Here is a 16,711-nt window from a genome sequence, read left to right as displayed (position 1 = left end):
TATTTAGCGGTTTTTTAAGGCAAGATAGACCAGATCAAACTGGGAATACATCATGAAAATGCACAACATTCAATGGCATTATCGCTTTTCAATTATTAATCAAATCGCTATTTTAATGTTGCTTTTCACACTATTTGGTGTGGTAGGTATGGCTATTTCTAACCACATTATTTTAAGCGTACAAGGCAATGCCCACGCCATTAATAAATCCGGCTCACTGCGCATGCAAAGCTATCGTTTACTCTCAGCCTTACCCCTTGATGATAAGCACCGTGATTATCTACAAGAATTAGAAAATGATTTAGATAGTAAAGAGTTACGTCAAGTATTAAGCACCTCATCACTGCAATCACAATATGTACAACTGACTCATTACTGGAAAGAGACATTAAAACCGACTTTGTCAGCAGCCAAACAGCCTAATGATGCGAAACAAGAAGTTATCTTTTTTGTTTCTCAACTCGATACATTAGTATCAAGTATTGACCAACTTACTGAACAAAAAATCCGCCTAGTTGCATATACTCAACTTATCTTTACCGCTCTTACCTTATTACTGCTGTTTGGTTCTGTTTGGCATTTTCGTCGTCGCTTATTACTGCCTTGGCAACAATTGATGTCCATGGCTAATTCTATTGGACATGGTGATTTTTCAACTCGTTTTCGGCCTCGTCCTCACCATGATGAAATTGCCACACTAGGAATTGCACTTAACACCATGTCAGAAGAGCTATCGACGCTCTACAGTGAATTAGAACAACGAGTCATTGAAAAGACCCATGATTTACAACAGAAAAATAAGGTTCTCTCTTATCTTTATCACTCAAGTCAACAACTGCATTCCCAAGCGCCACTTTGCGCTCGCTTAAGGCAGATCCTTGCAGAGCTACAGCATATTATTCCTGATAGCTATTTGCAGATCCGTCTATATGAAGATAATCAACATACATTATTTAATGAGATAAGCTTAGCCCCTTCCTCACGCCCTGAATATTGTCCAACGCCAGACTGTGAGCGTTGCAATGAAGATGCCAGCATCACTACACCGTTAAATAATCGCTTATTACATTGGGAATTGACCGATCAGATCCATCGCTACGGTTTATTCGTAATGCAGTTACCGGAAAATAGTGTACTTACTGACGAACAGAATAATTTAATGCTCTTATTGACTAAGCAAATTTCCGCAATGCTTGCCATGGAGCAACAAAATGAACAGCAACAACAGCTATTATTAATGGATGAGCGTTCAGCGATTGCACGTGAATTACATGATTCGATTGCTCAATCGCTATCATGTTTAAAAATGCAGGTCAGTTATCTACAAATGCAATCGGAAACCTTGCCAGATAACTGTCAAAAACTACTAAAAGAGATGCGAGAAGAGCTAAATGTGGCTTATCGTCAGTTAAGAGAATTACTGACCACATTTCGCTTGAAATTGACAGAGCCTGGCTTATTAGCCGCATTAGAAAATACAATAAATGAATTTAATCAACGTTTAGGGTTTGCTATCCATTTTGATTATCAGTTACCTGCAAAATGTGTTAATTCACATCAAAGTATTCATGTGGTGCAAATTGTTCGTGAAGCATTAAATAATATTCTGCAACATGCGAATGCAAACTGGGCTGAAGTCGCATTAACACTTAATAATGGCATCGTTGAACTGCAAATTAATGATAATGGTGAAGGTATTACGCCTAATCCCGAAAAGATAAATCACTACGGACTGATTATTATGCGTGAACGCGCGAATAGTCTGAATGGCTCTTATAGTATAAGGGTTCGCAAAGAAGGTGGAACGCAAGTATTTGTCACATTTCCGTTAATCACTACCCATAAAGATCCTATCGAAAAGGGAGCAAATCATAATGAATAATATGGGAGCAGTCGCAGACAAAGCGACTATTTTATTAATTGATGATCACCCGATGTTACGCAATGGTGTGAAACAACTTTTAAGTCTTGATACAACATTAACTGTCGTTGGTGAAGCTGGCGATGGTATTCAAGGGGTAAAATTAGCTGAAGAGTTAGATCCTGATTTAATCCTACTCGATCTCAATATGCCGGGTATGAATGGTTTTGAAACACTCGATCAATTGCGATTACGATCGCTATCTGGGCGGATCGTTGTGTTTAGTGTATCAAACTACAGTGATGATCTGATCACCGCCTTAAAACGAGGAGCGGATGGCTATCTCTTAAAAGACATGGAGCCAGAAGAGCTATTAGCCGCTTTAAAGCAAGCAGCCGCAGGGAAAATGGTGGTTAGCCCAACATTAACCCCCATTTTAGCGCAGTCACTGCGAGAAGATCGTTCTGAAGGTGAGCGGGATATCGACCAACTCACCCCACGAGAGCGCGATATTTTAAAGCTGATAGCACAAGGGCTATCCAATAAGATGATCGCACGTAAACTCGATATTACTGAAAGTACGGTTAAAGTACATGTCAAACATCTACTCAAAAAGATGAAATTAAAATCTCGTGTTGAAGTCGCGGTTTGGGTTCATCAACAACGTGTGGATTAATCAAAATTGGGCACAATGGGTTGGTGAATATTCATTAACTCCACCAATTCCTTTGCCCCTTTTTGTAGTGACTCGCCTTTTAACCACATTGCATGTACTGGTAAGCGCAATTCATTTTTAGTATTTTTAAATTGCAATTGTTTTAATTTTCCCTTTTGTAACTGCGTATAAATCAGCGAATAAGGTAAATTCCCCCAGCCCATCCCCGCTTCAACCATACCTAATGCCATTTGAAAGTTATCTGTTTGCCAGTAATTAGTCGCCACTAAAGAGCGTACATCTCTTATCTCTTGAGTATGGCTGGCTATCATTATCTGTCTTACATTCACTAAATCTTCAATAAATACCCCTGCAGGGTGAGCAAGTGCAATATGACTTGCCGAAATTGTGGCAACTAATGACTCTGAGCCCAAATATTGAAATTGTTCATCGCCATTGACGTATAACCCACCATACACGAGACATAATTGGATTTTACGTGCGTGCAGCATCTCAATAATGTCATCTTGCGCCGCGGTTACTACATTCACTTTTAGTAAGGGGTAACGCTGTGTTAACTCAGATAATGCCGGTAATAAATAATCGGGATTAATATCTGCCGCGACACCAATATTTAATATACTTTCCAGACCCATTGAAAGCTCTTGTGCATGAACCTGTAATAGCTTTAATTGCTCAGCAATCATTCTGGCGTGAGGTTCAAGTGCTTTAGCTTTTTCTGTTGGCCGTGGCTCTCTCGATGAACGCTCAAACAGCGCATAACCTAATTCAGCCTCCATATTAGCAATCGCCATACTGACCGCAGAAGGAACACGTTTTAATGAACGCGCAGCCGCAGAAAAAGAGCCTTTATCCATAACGGCTAAAAATATCGCGATATGTTCACTTGAGAACTGCATGTTCACTCCTGATGTTTCAGTTAAATTGATATTAGCTAACTTTTTCTGTCACTATTACTGATTTATCTTACGATGCTTAACCACACTGATCCACAAAAAAAGAGAGTATCATGCAAGGTATTAAGCGAAAAATTGTCTATGTTACCGCTTATGAAGTATTTGGTTGGGTTATCTCATCGGTAGGACTGGCGCTTTTAGCCGATAGTTCAACCGCTGTTACGGGGCCACTCGCACTCATTATTACCACTATCGCGGTAAGTTGGAATTTTATTTATAACTGTTTATTTGAATTTTGGGAGAGTCGACAAAAGTCGAGAATTCGCACCTTTAGACGCCGTCTTGCTCATGCGGTAGGTTTTCAGCTTACCTTGGTGGTTTACCTTATTCCGCTGATAGCTTGGTGGCTAGAGGTTTCATTATGGCAAGCACTGGTGATGGATTTTGCACTTATTATCATCATCCCTTGCTATACATTTGTCTATAACTGGGTATTTGACAAAATTTTTGGCTTACCAAAATCAGCATTACCCGAAGATGTACCTGTTGCTTAATAAAGTGATGTAGAAGTGATCGTTATTTCGATCACTTCTCTATTGGATAAATATCTTCTAACGCAAATTGTTCAATCCCACCTTCTAATTCACAACGCCCTAACCCAATATTTTTATCATCTGCCGTCGTCCTTCTTAGCAATTTACCGGTCACTTGTGATAATGCGCTATCTAACTCCAACACACGATAATATTCCTTCATATAGCTCTCTTCACCCAATGCCATATAAACCAAAAACTCATCGCCGACTTTAATGTTCATGATTATTACCATTGATACTTTTAATAAGTTGCATAAATTCCCAATGAATTTAATAAATCTACATCAATTAATACATTAGCGGGTAATTTTGCATCTCTTCTATAGTTACGTATAGATTGACGTGTTGTTGGCCCCATAATACCATCAATGATCCCATTAAAATAATGTCTTTCAAATAGGGCATATTGTACCCTCATTATCAGGCGCTTTTTTTGTTCCTGATTAACATTAGAATTCTTAACTGCTTGTGAAAAATCATTATTAGATAAATTAGAAGTTGTTCTATTGGTTGTTTGTGGTTGAGAATAACTTTGTGTAGAAGGGGTACTTCGATAATATCCTCCCCCAGATGAAGAGCGATGAGAGCTATGACTACGATGGCTTCGATGAGAACTATGGCTTCTATGCCCTGCTATATAAAACGGTGTTTCTGTATTTAAAGGAGCAAACACGAGATCTTCAGGTTCAAATGTTAATTCAGAATTAGGTAGCCCTGTTGAACTAGCAACAGCTTGACTATTTAACGTTAAAAAACCAGGTAATAGTGCTGCTAAACTCCACTTTTTCATAATATCGCCCTCGCTGTTTGATGATATTTTCCATATGAAGAACTAAAATATCCACCACAATGACTCTTCATTTTACATTGGTCACATTCATTCGGATAATAATTCTTCCAATCAGAAATAGATTGAATAGTATATTTCCATAAACTATTAGGTAAATGACATAAAGGATAATTAAATAAAGCTATAGGTAATTGACTAATATCAGCCATGTTGATAGCAAGATTCAGATTTTCTATATATTTATCTGGTGAGATATATAAATTATCCCAATTTTTTTTAGCCCACCCAACGGGTTCAAGATTCATAATAGAAATTTGATTAATATTTGAGAACACTCTAGCACATAATTCAACAATATTATGAAAGTGAAGATAATTTATTTTTGTTGGGATTATTCTCAATTCAATATTAATGCCTAAATTACCTGCATTTACTATTCCCATAATTGTTTCTTCATATGCACCATTATGCCCAACTAACTCATCATGAATTTCTTTATGAGATGAATAAAGAGGGATCCCAAATGAAATATTCATATCTTTTGCTTCAGATAATAATTTCTTTGTAAAATAAATATCAGAAAACCTTCGCCCATTCGTTAATACATGTAAAACTGTCCTCGGTGCCAATCTTTTTATTTCTCTAATAAAATCAATAAATTTATTGCCATAAAGTAAAGGCTCTCCACCACTAATTCCAATAACACCATCGAAATTAAAAGCAGCAATCGCAAGTAGAGCATCATCTAAAAGCCAAGAATCATCTCTATTTTTAGGGGGCTGAGAACAAAATTGACATAAATTATTACAACGCTCAGTAACAAGTAACGTATTATGATTTGCCTTGCGAGATAAAATAACTCTAATTCTACTATTTGAAACAGATATAATATCACCATTTTCAATACTATTATAAAGTTCACTATCTGCTATTATATATTTTGCACCGTTACAGAGTGTCGACGATAAAATTTTTCCTTCTTGTTGAACAAGAATATTATCTAAATAGAATGTAGGATCTACCAGTCTATCTTTAAATATTTGATAGTAGCCATTGTCTAATTTACTTCTAATATCGAATAAATCTTTCCTAATAACCTCAAGCATAAATCCAACTTTTTAGTAATGTAGCCCCTGCATTATCTTCATCAATTTTTTTTACTAGTAGTTTAAACATCCCTTTATGATAAAGACAAAATCGTGAAAGACTTTTATTTCCAACCGGCTCACCAAATAAACTGATATTTTGACAAGGGTCAACGCCACAATATGGCTGAAAAGCACAAGTTTCACAACCAACATGTAGCATGTTAAATGAATTAGAAAGTAAATTATTATAGATAGTGTTTTTATTAAATGATAACGAATCAAAGTCACCTAAAGAAAAGTCAATATCAGAGTATACCTGCTGAAGCATTCTTAATTCGTCACTTCCATATACTTTCCCATCATAATTGAATAATAAGCTATTAAATACTATACCACTAGGGGATTTTAAATCAGCATACCCACAAAAACCAGGATTATATAATCTTTTTATATGTATAGCACCAGAATGCTCAACAAAAGGAAACCCTTTTTTATTTTCCTCGAAAATAATATCTAATAATTTTTCATAAAAATTAATATACTCAGATATTGTGTAGCTTTCTTTTTTCTCAGCAAATCCATAAGGGCTTATAGGCCTAATAAAAAGATCAAATACATCTAATTCAAAATGAGCATCAATCAGTGATTGAGGATTATGAAGCAATTCCTTTGTTACTGTAGTAACTGTTGAAACTCTATCGCGACCTAATCTATGTTGTAGTTTTTTTATATTTTCTGTGATTATTTGAAATGAGTTCTTTGTAGGTAATATCCTGTTTTTATTATGCACATATTCATTCCCATCTAAAGATACTGAGTAGATTACAGGTTTTTCTTCTGACCATTCAATCATTTCATCTGTGAGTAATGAAAGGCTTGAAGTAATTACAAACTCAATATTCTCTTGACCAAGTTGGAATACTGCCTCATTATATATTTTTTTGATTAAATCAAATCTTATTAAAGGCTCACCACCTTGAATCTCTAGTTTATAGTTTTTTTTTGATATTCTTTTTATTAATGAAATTATTTTAGGGATATTCTTCTCATCTAAATCATAATGTTGTGCACTTATAGAGGCTCTACTAACTTGACAATACTTGCAAGTATGATCACAGCGTAATGTTGGAACAATCATAAATATCGGAGAAAATGTCATCTCTGACATTAATTTTTTTCCCAAACCCGATGCTATCATCATTTCAGAAAGTTGAATATCATCATTAGTAATAAATAACTTATTCCTAAGTATATTATTTAAGTTATCATTATTACTTTTACCAAAATCTATAATATTAGATAAATCCATCTGATTTAAGACATGGCTAAACCCTGCCAAATTACTGATAAAATACTTATTTTCATCAATTAATTCAAAATTAAATGGCAATAGTTTCATGTAATTAACCTTTCATTCATACTTGCAAGTACTTTATTAATAACAGATTCTCTAAATTTTCCTGTCTTTAATTCTATTATTTCTCTTAAAATATAATCATTCAGCAATTTATTAAATTCAAACAATACTGATTCATCATTATTTTTAAATGTTATTTTCCATTGTTCATCAGTTTCTTCTAGAAGCCAGTTACTATAAATAGACATCCAATATAAAGAATTTCTTATAACCCACTGAGAATAAATGGCTTTATCTAATATAATATCTCTCATTCTTATCTTCCCATCGAAATTCATAAGAATATTTTATATTTTTGTCCTATTAATGTCATTAATAAATGAGAAAAAATTTTTTCTTATTTTATTCAATATATTAGTTTCCAACTCATCATAATGATGCTGATCAGAATAAATAACAGAGTTAAATATTGAAAAAAGCGCTCAGATAAATACACCAGTAAATAGCGCGCTAAAGGAATCGAAATAAGTGATCCTAAACAAAGAATGATGGCCGTATGCACATCGGTATAGCCACCAGCACTATAAGCAATAGCAGAGCCACCTGACAAGATTGTAGTAATAAATATAGAACTACCGATCGCTTCCTTAATATTCATTTGTGCAAAACGCATAAGCACAGGTAAGACAACCAATCCCCCACCAACCCCCGTCGCCCCTAAGACAAATCCGGCACTCATACCGGGAACAAAAAGAGAACTCAGAGGAATTGATGAGCTAGGTGCCAATGATGATAACGGATGTGATGATGTAGATTTTTTGAATATTCGTTGTAAAAAAAGGAACATTGAAAAGATAATCGCCACAATCATCAGGATATTAATGCCTAATTCAACCTGCTCATAATATTGAGGTTGTGATCCCAACCAGGTTACCCCATAGCTGGCTAAAAATGTGGCCGGAAACATGATCCCTAAAATCAATAATGCTGGTTTTAATGGAATATTTCCTAAACGAAAATGAATATAAGAAGAGGAAATTTTCATTAACATCGATAATAAATTAGCGGTCGCCACTGCTGCTAATGCATTCATTCCAAATAAATAGATAAGCACAGGTAAAATGAATATAAGAAGAGGAAATTTTCATTAACATCGATAATAAATTAGCGGTCGCCACTGCTGCTAATGCATTCATTCCAAATAAATAGATAAGCACAGGTAATAAGATAACACCACCCCCAACTCCCGTTGTGGTGATAACTAAACCTATAGCAGAACCAATAAGGAGTTGAGTGACCAGCAGCATCTAATTTCCTTTTGTAGAAAACATATTCAGTTTCGATTATAAGCAAAATAACTTATAACCAAAAGGAATTAGATATAACAAATAAGAATATAAAGACAGTTATTATAAAAAAGCCTCTTATTGCTAAGAGGCTTACTCGATAATTGTTTGATAACTCAGCTAGTTAATCTCAGCTAATAGACTGTCTGCTGAAAAATAGTCACCGGCTTTCGCCTTTTGCTGCAATACACCATGACAGGTAGCAACTACCTGTACTTCCATTTTCATCGCCTCCATAATGGCAATAACATCCCCTTGATTGACTTTATCACCATCGGATAATAACCAACTATGTAATATCCCTGAAATCGGTGCAGTGACCGCATTTTCCCGCACCTGACACTCTTTGTGCTCGCTAATAGCCGTGGGTATAACGGCCGAGAGTGAAAGTAATTGTGCGGGTAGCGCTAATTGATGACGACGACCATCTATTTCAATAAAGGTACGTACTAGTGGTTCATTTTCTGCTGGTATACTACGAGGAAAATGACTGTTTTTTGCTTGAAAATCGCTTTCAATCCAACGAGTATGAACACTGAAGTTATCAATAAAATCAGGATGTTCCATCATTTCGCGATGAAAAGGTAATACACTGGCTACGCCTGCGATGTTAAATTCAGCTAAAGCTCGTCGCGCTCTCGCAATGGCTTGTTCACGACTAGCCCCTGTCACAATAAGTTTTGCCATCATTGAATCAAATTGACGTGATACTTGGTCATTTTCCGCCACACCACTATCAACACGAACGCCCGGCCCAGCCGGTTGACTAAATTGGCTAATTAAACCGGGGGTGGGTAAAAAACCTTTTGCCGGATCTTCTGCATTGATCCTAAACTCAAAACTATGGCCACGAGGCTCAGGGGTTTCATTAATACTTAACGGTAATCCCTCAGCAATACGCAATTGTTCAATCACTAAATCAATACCGGCTGTTTCTTCAGTCACCGGATGCTCTACTTGTAGACGTGTATTCACTTCAAGGAAAGAGATTGTCCCGTTCGCACTCAATAAAAATTCTACCGTCCCCGCACCGATATAACCTGCTTTAGCACAAATATCTTTTGCTGATTGATGAATACGTTGCCGTTGTTCATCAGTTAAATAAGGGGCAGGGGCCTCTTCAATAAGTTTTTGATTACGGCGCTGTAATGAACAATCTCGTGTACCAACTACCACGACATGGCCTAATTTATCAGCAATAATTTGTGCCTCAATATGGCGAGGCTTATCAAGAAATTGCTCAACATAGCATTCACCACGACCAAATGCGGTTACTGCTTCTCTTACCGCTGAATGGTAAAGCTCTTCAATTTCTGCCATATGATGGGCAATTTTTAGGCCTCGTCCACCACCACCAAATGCCGCTTTAATGGCGATAGGCAAGCCATACTGTTTCGCAAAATCCAGAACCTCTTTAGCATCACTAACCGGATCAGCAGTACCATTCACCAATGGTGCACCTACGGATTGTGCAATTTTACGCGCTTGAACTTTATCCCCTAATACTTCGATAGTCTGTGGATCTGGGCCAATCCAAAGGAGTCCCGCTTGCTGTACCGCTTTAGCGAAATCAGCTCGCTCAGAAAGGAAGCCATAACCAGGGTGGATCATGGTGGCTTTGCTTTTATGGGCAATTTCAATGATTTTATCTATCGCTAAATAACTTTCTTTCGGTGAGTTACCCTTTAAACCATAGGCTTCATCTGCAAGACGCACATGTAATGCATCTATATCATCATCTGCATAAATAGCAATGGACGTTGCACCATAATCCTGACAAGCACGAATAATACGAACTGCGATTTCACCTCTGTTAGCAATCAACACTCGATGCTTCACTCGTTGCTTTTGGTTAGTTGTTATCATGAGTGGCATACTCCTATCAATATTCTTGAAATAAAGTAATTGGGTTAAAACGAATTTTAGCGTTAATAGGGATTTGCCCCGCCAATGACAGATGGTATTCGGCAACTGCCCCAATTACGGGGTATCCTCCAGTGAGAGGGTGATCATGAAGAAATAATACCGGTTGACCATTAATCGGTACTTGTATGGCGCCAATGCAAGTTCCTTCACTCGATAACTCTTGTTGTTGCTGACGTTCAAGCGATTTATCCCCCAATAGACGTAATCCGATACGGTTAGATTGTGGTGTCACTTGCCATAATTGTGAGGTTAATGTTTTTATCGCATCTTCTGTAAACCAATCCGTACGAGGCCCTAACACAATATCAAGGGTAACGATATCCTCTTGCTTTGGTAAACTGAAACTCGGTTGCTCTTGGCTAATAATGCCCGTTAATGCGTTATCATCGTTTAGATGAAGAATATCGCCATTTTGTAAGGCTCGAGGGCCAATCTGAGCTAAAGTATCAAACGCATAACTACCTAACACTGGGCTTAATTCAAAACCCCCTCTCACTGCCAGATAACTACGAACCCCCGCTGTAGGTATTCCTACTGTGATTTCATCTCCACTACGTACATCAATAGTTTGATAGGTAGAGAAAAAGGCTATATCTCCGGTCGTTTGTTTTAAGCTGATCGTACAATCTGCACCTGATAGCGCTATGACACAGTCTTGTTGCGCTTTTAGTATTAATCTACCTTGTGTTATTTCTAATGCTGCTAATGAAGGCGGGTTTCCCACTAAGCGATTCGCTGCATGTAACGCACATTTATCAAGTGCTCCTGATGCACTAACCCCCATTGATGCAGCACCTAAACGCCCTTCATCTTGAAATAAGGTTTGTAGACCTGCGGAAATAACATATAGCCCTTTATCCTTGTTAAAGGATAAAGCATTAATAGATTGTTTTTTCTCAGGTAATGAAACCGTCACTGGCGCTTTTTGTACATCAACAAACTGTACAGTATCACCAGGTAATAAAAATGCCGGCTGTTCACGTGAGAGATCCCACATTTTTATCTCTGTAGTACCAATTAATTGCCAGCCACCAGGGCTTTGCTGTGGGTAAACACCGCTAAATTCTCCCGCTAATCCTACAGAGCCTGCGGGTATACGTGTACGTGGTGTTTTACGTCGAGGAACATAAAGCTCAGTTTTATCAGCAATTAAATAGGCAAATCCCGGTGCAAACCCCGTAAAAGCGACTTGATAAGTTTGTTCTGTGTGTCTGCGGATCACCTCTGTTGCAGTGATCCCCAATAATTCAGCCACCTCATGCAGATCTTCTCCTTGATAATGAACGGGGATTGTTAATAAGTGACTTTGACGCATCGTGATCGCTTTTATCTCGATATTGCGCAATATTGCCACTAACTCTTTCGCCGTAATTAACCAAGGTACATATTGGATCAATAGTGTTTTTGCCGCTGGAACAATATCTTCTATCTCAGCAATATTGGCTTGCTTAATTGCTTCATAAAACGCCAATGTCTCTTTTAATGAAGTCAACTCAACTAATATGTGAGATAAATTAACAGGTAAAAAGCGCAAAATACGCCTCCCTTTTATTGCCAATAACGGATCGAGCGGCTGCTGTAATAGCATCAGGCGTTGCTTGCATAAAATAAGTCATTACGCCTCCTTTATTCCTATTGCAGATGTGAAAGGTTTTATCGCAATACCGTGTGTTATTAAGATCTCTTTGACACTTTTTGCGAGATTAACCGCATCAGGACTATCACCATGAACACAAATAGAATCCGCCTGTATAGCAGTAAAAATACCCTCTATCGATTCAACACCCCCTTTTTGTACTAGTTTTAACATACGCTGAGCCACCAATTGAGGATCGTGTAATACAGCCCCCTCTTGTTTGCGCGAAACAAGTGTGCCATCAGCATGATAAGCTCTATCAGCAAAAGCTTCGGCAACAACACGTAATCCTTTCTCTTTCGCAAGTGTGATCAGTGGCGATCCCGCTAAAGCCACTAATATAAGTTGTGGATCAATAGCTAAAATAGCTTCAATAACCGCTAATGCTTGGCGTTTATCATGAGCAATGGTGTTATAAAGCGCACCATGGGGTTTAACATAAGTCACCTTCATACCGACAGCTTTCGCTAAACCTTGCAAAGCGCCAATTTGATAAATGACATCAGCGGTTAATTCATCACTGGCAATATCCATATTGCGTCGCCCAAAACCCACTAAGTCAGGATAAGCAACATGAGCACCTATCGCGACTTGATGCTGTTTCGCTGCTTTTAATGTTTTTAAAATTCCTTCTGGTGAACCGGCATGAAAACCACAAGCAATATTGGCACTGCTGACAATTTCAAGCACTGCAGCATCATTGCCCATACGCCATTGACCAAAGCTTTCACCTAAATCACTATTTAAATCTACCGCTTTTATCATCGTTATTATTCTCTTAAGCAATATTGAGGTAATTGAAAATAGCGCCAACAGACATGATCCCCATATACCAAGTCAAAGCGCAGACTAAAATTGCCGACCATTGCAACCACATTGGATATTTATAGCCATTCATAAGATCTTGACGACGCCATGCAACAAAAATAAATAACGTCATACCAATAGGTAAAATCAATCCGTTGAAGCCACCAGCAAAGACTAATAAGGCAGCAGGAGCTGTTCCCATAACCATATAAATTGCCAATGAAATAGCGATAAAAATAATGGTAGCAATATTGCGTTGACGCTCTGTAATACCCTTTTTAAACACGGTTATAAACGACATAGACGTATAAGCAGCACCAATCACACTAGTCAACGCAGCTGCCCATAAAATAAGACCAAAAATTCGTAGTCCAGTTAAGCCCGCTGCATGTTGGAATGCTTGAGAAGCAGGATTAGCCGCATGGCTGGAAATATCTAGTGTCACTCCACTTGCGACAACACCTAAAATTGCTAAAAATAGGATATAACGCATTAATCCAACCACTAATATCCCTTTAGTTGCCGCGCTAGATACCGCATCGATATTTTCAATACCTGTTGTACCTTTATCGAGCAGACGATGTGCTCCTGCATAACAAATATAACCACCAACCGTACCTCCGACGATGGTTGTTATAGTGGCAAAATTAATCGTATTAGGCAGTACTGTTTGTTTTAATGCTTCACCTATAGGAGGATTAGACGCAAACATTACAAAAAGTGTTAATAAAATCATCACGATGCCAAGAACAATGATCATGCGATCAATAAAATGACTCGCTTTGCGTGAAGAGAAGATATAAATCGCCAGTAAAGCACTTAAAACCCCACCCCATTTAGGATCCAGTCCTACCATGGCATTAAGCCCTAAACCAGCCCCAGCAATATTACCGACATTGAATACCAAACCACCAAAAATAACCAATACAGCTAATAAGTATCCACTACCGGGAATTGCCTTATTCGCAATATCAGAAGCGCGCATGTTAGTCACGGTAATGACTCGCCAAATACTTTGTTGCACAACAAAGTCAATGACGATAGAAGCTAATATCCCAAATGCAAAGGCTGCTCCCATCGTCGCTGTAAAGGTAGCTGTTTGTGTAATAAAACCTGGACCAATTGCAGATGTAGCCATTAAAAAAATAGCTGCAATTAATGATGAACGCCTATTTTTTATAAATGATGGTGATGTTGTATTCACAGGATCTTGTGTAGCCATAACTGGCCCCCTTTTATCATAATTATTTTAATTATTATTGCTTAGGTAAGTAGTAAGGCAATTAGCATGCCATTGTTGAGCACGGAGTAATAATTGTTAATCAATAGATATTAGATTGTTGAACAATTAATAATAATAGATGAATAAATAAGCAAATAGATTTAAATATACGATGATAAAAGTGCCAACAAGATCTCATTTTTAACATTTTATTGACATTTGAGTGAGGGAATAAAAAATAGATATGCCCCAAAATAGCGCATAAAAAAGAGTTATGCGCAAAATTGGTGCATACATTTTGGCATCAAATACAGTTGATAATATAAAAATTTATTAATGATTTTGTTAACTATTTTTAATAAAAACAAGGATAAAGAGAGTGAGGAAACTAGCACAGTTGTATATTAGAGGTTATATATTATATAGCTGACTGTTAGAATAGAGGCTTCTATTACGTTTATAGCAGAAGATAATGCAGAAAAAAACATCACCACAGATCCTTTGCCAAAAAATCGCTGATATTATTCGCCAAAAAATTACTATCGGCGAATTACCTCCAGGAGAGAGGCTTTCAGAAGCTACTTTAAGCGAGCAGCTTGAAATATCTCGTAATACATTAAGAGAAGTATTTCGTATATTAACCCAAGAAGGCCTATTAACCTATAAACCTAATCGTGGTGTGTTTGTTTCTGTACCAGATATGGCATCAATTATGGATATTTATCGCGTAAGAAGGCTGATTGAATGTGATGCTTTACGACATGCCTATCCAATGCATCCAGCCATTTCCCGCATGCAAGATAACGTTAATCAAGCAAAAATGTTTCGACAACAAAAAGATTGGAATAGCGTTGGAACCTGTAATATGCATTTCCATACCGCTATCGTCGAGCTTTCTGATAGCCCTAGGTTATTTAAACAATATCAACTTATTTTAGCAGAATTACGATTAGCCTTTGGTTTACTCAATGATCCCCAGTTATTACATGCTCCTTATATTGAGAAGAATGAGCATATTTTAACGCTATTAATGAATGGGAAAGCGCAAGAAGCGGCAATCGAAATGGAAAGTTATTTAGAAATATCCGAGCGAACCGTATTAGCCGCTTTTTCTCGCCACAACATCTGTTAATATCAACGAAAAATAGATAGTAAAATTGCCTTAATCTAGAGCATGCTTAAATTTACAGGATTAGTTTTCAAACGCAAAAAAGCCAACCCATTGGGTTGGCTTTCTCGTCTTATTTAATGCTTGGCAGTTCCCTACTCTCACATGGGGAGACCCCACACTACCATCGGCGCTACGGCGTTTCACTTCTGAGTTCGGCATGGGATCAGGTGGGACCACCGCGCTATGGCCGCCAAGCAAATTCGGTTTTAATTACTCGCTTCTTTCCTTTCGGTAAGTCGCCAGTAATCCAATCTTAAACAAGCTGACTTCATCGTTTCGTCTCTCTGACAAAACACTTTCGGTGTTGTCAGGTTAAGCCTCACGGTTCATTAGTACTGGTTAGCTCAACGTATCGCTACGCTTACACACCCAGCCTATCAACGTCTTAGTCTTAAACGTTCCTTTAGGTCGCTTAAAGCGACAGGGAAGACTCATCTCGAGGCAAGTTTCCCGCTTAGATGCTTTCAGCGGTTATCTCTTCCGCACTTAGCTACCGGGCAATGCCATTGGCATGACAACCCGAACACCAGTGGTGCGTTCACTCCGGTCCTCTCGTACTAGGAGCAACCCCTCTCAATCTTCCAACGCCCACGGCAGATAGGGACCGAACTGTCTCACGACGTTCTAAACCCAGCTCGCGTACCACTTTAAATGGCGAACAGCCATACCCTTGGGACCTACTTCAGCCCCAGGATGTGATGAGCCGACATCGAGGTGCCAAACACCGCCGTCGATATGAACTCTTGGGCGGTATCAGCCTGTTATCCCCGGAGTACCTTTTATCCGTTGAGCGATGGCCCTTCCATTCAGAACCACCGGATCACTAAGACCTACTTTCGTACCTGCTCGAGCCGTCACTCTCGCAGTCAAGCTGGCTTATGCCTTTGCACTAACCGCATGATGTCCGACCATGCTTAGCCAACCTTCGTGCTCCTCCGTTACTCTTTAGGAGGAGACCGCCCCAGTCAAACTACCCACCAGACACGGTCCCCGACCCAGTTTATGGGCCTAGGTTAGAACATCAAACGTTAAAGGGTGGTATTTCAAGGTTGGCTCCATGCAGACTGGCGTCCACACTTCAAAGCCTCCCACCTATCCTACACATCAAGGCTCAATGTTCAGTGTCAAGCTATAGTAAAGGTTCACGGGGTCTTTCCGTCTTGCCGCGGGTACACTGCATCTTCACAGCGAGTTCAATTTCACTGAGTCTCGGGTGGAGACAGCCTGGCCATCATTACGCCATTCGTGCAGGTCGGAACTTACCCGACAAGGAATTTCGCTACCTTAGGACCGTTATAGTTACGGCCGCCGTTTACTGGGGCTTCGATCAGGAGCTTCGC

The 16,711-nt window shown here is 38.4% G+C and carries 16 protein-coding genes and 2 rRNA genes; 4 read left to right on the top strand and 14 right to left on the bottom strand.

The window, feature by feature from the left end; translation table 11 throughout:
* Positions 1-52: 52 nt before the first annotated feature.
* A complete protein-coding gene (gene narX, locus AACQ49_RS00215) occupies positions 53-1,882 on the top strand; it encodes a nitrate/nitrite two-component system sensor histidine kinase NarX (RefSeq protein WP_004248859.1) in 1,830 nt (609 codons plus the stop codon).
* Between the two features lies 1 nt (position 1,883).
* Positions 1,884-2,537: a two-component system response regulator NarL gene (narL, locus tag AACQ49_RS00210; RefSeq protein ID WP_369744359.1), complete on the top strand. Its 654-nt coding sequence runs from the start codon at positions 1,884-1,886 to the stop codon at positions 2,535-2,537.
* Here the strand turns inward: narL and AACQ49_RS00205 are convergent.
* A complete protein-coding gene (locus AACQ49_RS00205) occupies positions 2,534-3,436 on the bottom strand; it encodes a LysR family transcriptional regulator (protein ID WP_161778829.1) in 903 nt (300 codons plus the stop codon). The genes narL and AACQ49_RS00205 overlap by 4 nt on opposite strands.
* 110 nt (positions 3,437-3,546) lie before the next feature.
* Between AACQ49_RS00205 and AACQ49_RS00200 the strand changes: the two genes are divergently transcribed.
* Positions 3,547-3,987 (top strand): PACE efflux transporter, encoded by a 441-nt coding sequence (locus AACQ49_RS00200; protein ID WP_036894127.1) that lies wholly within the window; start codon positions 3,547-3,549, stop codon positions 3,985-3,987.
* Between the two features lie 31 nt (positions 3,988-4,018).
* On the opposite strand, the gene AACQ49_RS00195 is transcribed toward AACQ49_RS00200, so the two are convergent.
* From AACQ49_RS00195 to AACQ49_RS00145, 11 genes are all read right to left on the bottom strand, one after another.
* The gene (locus tag AACQ49_RS00195; protein ID WP_004245434.1) at positions 4,019-4,249 is read right to left on the bottom strand and encodes a hypothetical protein; all 231 of its coding nucleotides are present in this window, start codon (positions 4,247-4,249) and stop codon (positions 4,019-4,021) included.
* A 20-nt stretch (positions 4,250-4,269) separates the two neighbouring features.
* A complete protein-coding gene (gene hxsA / locus AACQ49_RS00190; RefSeq protein WP_012368804.1) occupies positions 4,270-4,818 on the bottom strand; it encodes a His-Xaa-Ser repeat protein HxsA in 549 nt (182 codons plus the stop codon).
* A complete protein-coding gene (hxsC, locus tag AACQ49_RS00185; RefSeq protein ID WP_012368803.1) occupies positions 4,815-5,924 on the bottom strand; it encodes a His-Xaa-Ser system radical SAM maturase HxsC in 1,110 nt (369 codons plus the stop codon). The genes hxsA and hxsC overlap by 4 nt, the downstream gene beginning before the upstream one ends.
* Positions 5,917-7,305, bottom strand: coding sequence for a His-Xaa-Ser system radical SAM maturase HxsB (hxsB, locus tag AACQ49_RS00180; RefSeq protein ID WP_017827249.1), 1,389 nt, complete (start codon positions 7,303-7,305; stop codon positions 5,917-5,919). Before hxsB ends, hxsC begins: the two co-directional genes overlap by 8 nt.
* Complete coding sequence (gene hxsD / locus AACQ49_RS00175) at positions 7,302-7,577, bottom strand: His-Xaa-Ser system protein HxsD (protein ID WP_026164624.1); 276 nt, start codon at positions 7,575-7,577, stop codon at positions 7,302-7,304. Before hxsD ends, hxsB begins: the two co-directional genes overlap by 4 nt.
* 92 nt (positions 7,578-7,669) lie before the next feature.
* Positions 7,670-8,392 carry a sulfite exporter TauE/SafE family protein gene (locus tag AACQ49_RS00170; protein WP_442958918.1) on the bottom strand — a complete coding sequence of 241 codons (723 nt, stop codon included), beginning with the start codon at positions 8,390-8,392 and terminating at the stop codon, positions 7,670-7,672.
* Entirely contained in the window at positions 8,325-8,570 is a 246-nt protein-coding gene (locus tag AACQ49_RS00165; RefSeq protein ID WP_161778828.1) for a TSUP family transporter, read from the bottom strand. Before AACQ49_RS00165 ends, AACQ49_RS00170 begins: the two co-directional genes overlap by 68 nt.
* 159 nt (positions 8,571-8,729) lie before the next feature.
* Positions 8,730-10,475: an acetyl/propionyl/methylcrotonyl-CoA carboxylase subunit alpha gene (locus tag AACQ49_RS00160; RefSeq protein ID WP_004248856.1), complete on the bottom strand. Its 1,746-nt coding sequence runs from the start codon at positions 10,473-10,475 to the stop codon at positions 8,730-8,732.
* A gap of 16 nt (positions 10,476-10,491) precedes the next feature.
* The gene (locus AACQ49_RS00155) at positions 10,492-12,069 is read right to left on the bottom strand and encodes a 5-oxoprolinase subunit B/C family protein (RefSeq protein ID WP_196731371.1); all 1,578 of its coding nucleotides are present in this window, start codon (positions 12,067-12,069) and stop codon (positions 10,492-10,494) included.
* An 81-nt stretch (positions 12,070-12,150) separates the two neighbouring features.
* Positions 12,151-12,936, bottom strand: a complete 786-nt coding sequence (locus AACQ49_RS00150; RefSeq protein WP_129623422.1) for a LamB/YcsF family protein — start codon at positions 12,934-12,936, stop codon at positions 12,151-12,153.
* A gap of 13 nt (positions 12,937-12,949) precedes the next feature.
* Positions 12,950-14,200 carry an NRAMP family divalent metal transporter gene (locus tag AACQ49_RS00145; RefSeq protein WP_004245440.1) on the bottom strand — a complete coding sequence of 417 codons (1,251 nt, stop codon included), beginning with the start codon at positions 14,198-14,200 and terminating at the stop codon, positions 12,950-12,952.
* A gap of 472 nt (positions 14,201-14,672) precedes the next feature.
* Here AACQ49_RS00145 and AACQ49_RS00140 point away from each other — a divergent pair, with 472 nt between their 5' ends.
* Positions 14,673-15,332: a GntR family transcriptional regulator gene (locus AACQ49_RS00140; protein WP_074924419.1), complete on the top strand. Its 660-nt coding sequence runs from the start codon at positions 14,673-14,675 to the stop codon at positions 15,330-15,332.
* A 118-nt stretch (positions 15,333-15,450) separates the two neighbouring features.
* Here the strand turns inward: AACQ49_RS00140 and rrf are convergent.
* Positions 15,451-15,566, bottom strand: a 5S ribosomal RNA gene (rrf, locus tag AACQ49_RS00135).
* A gap of 113 nt (positions 15,567-15,679) precedes the next feature.
* A 23S ribosomal RNA gene (locus AACQ49_RS00130) occupies positions 15,680-16,711 on the bottom strand; the annotation flags it as partial.

This window comes from Proteus sp. G2675 (assembly GCF_963886535.1).
GTDB lineage: Bacteria > Pseudomonadota > Gammaproteobacteria > Enterobacterales > Enterobacteriaceae > Proteus > Proteus mirabilis.
The sequence above is the reverse complement of the archived record's forward strand: the minus strand, read 5'-3'. Positions and strand labels throughout refer to the sequence as shown.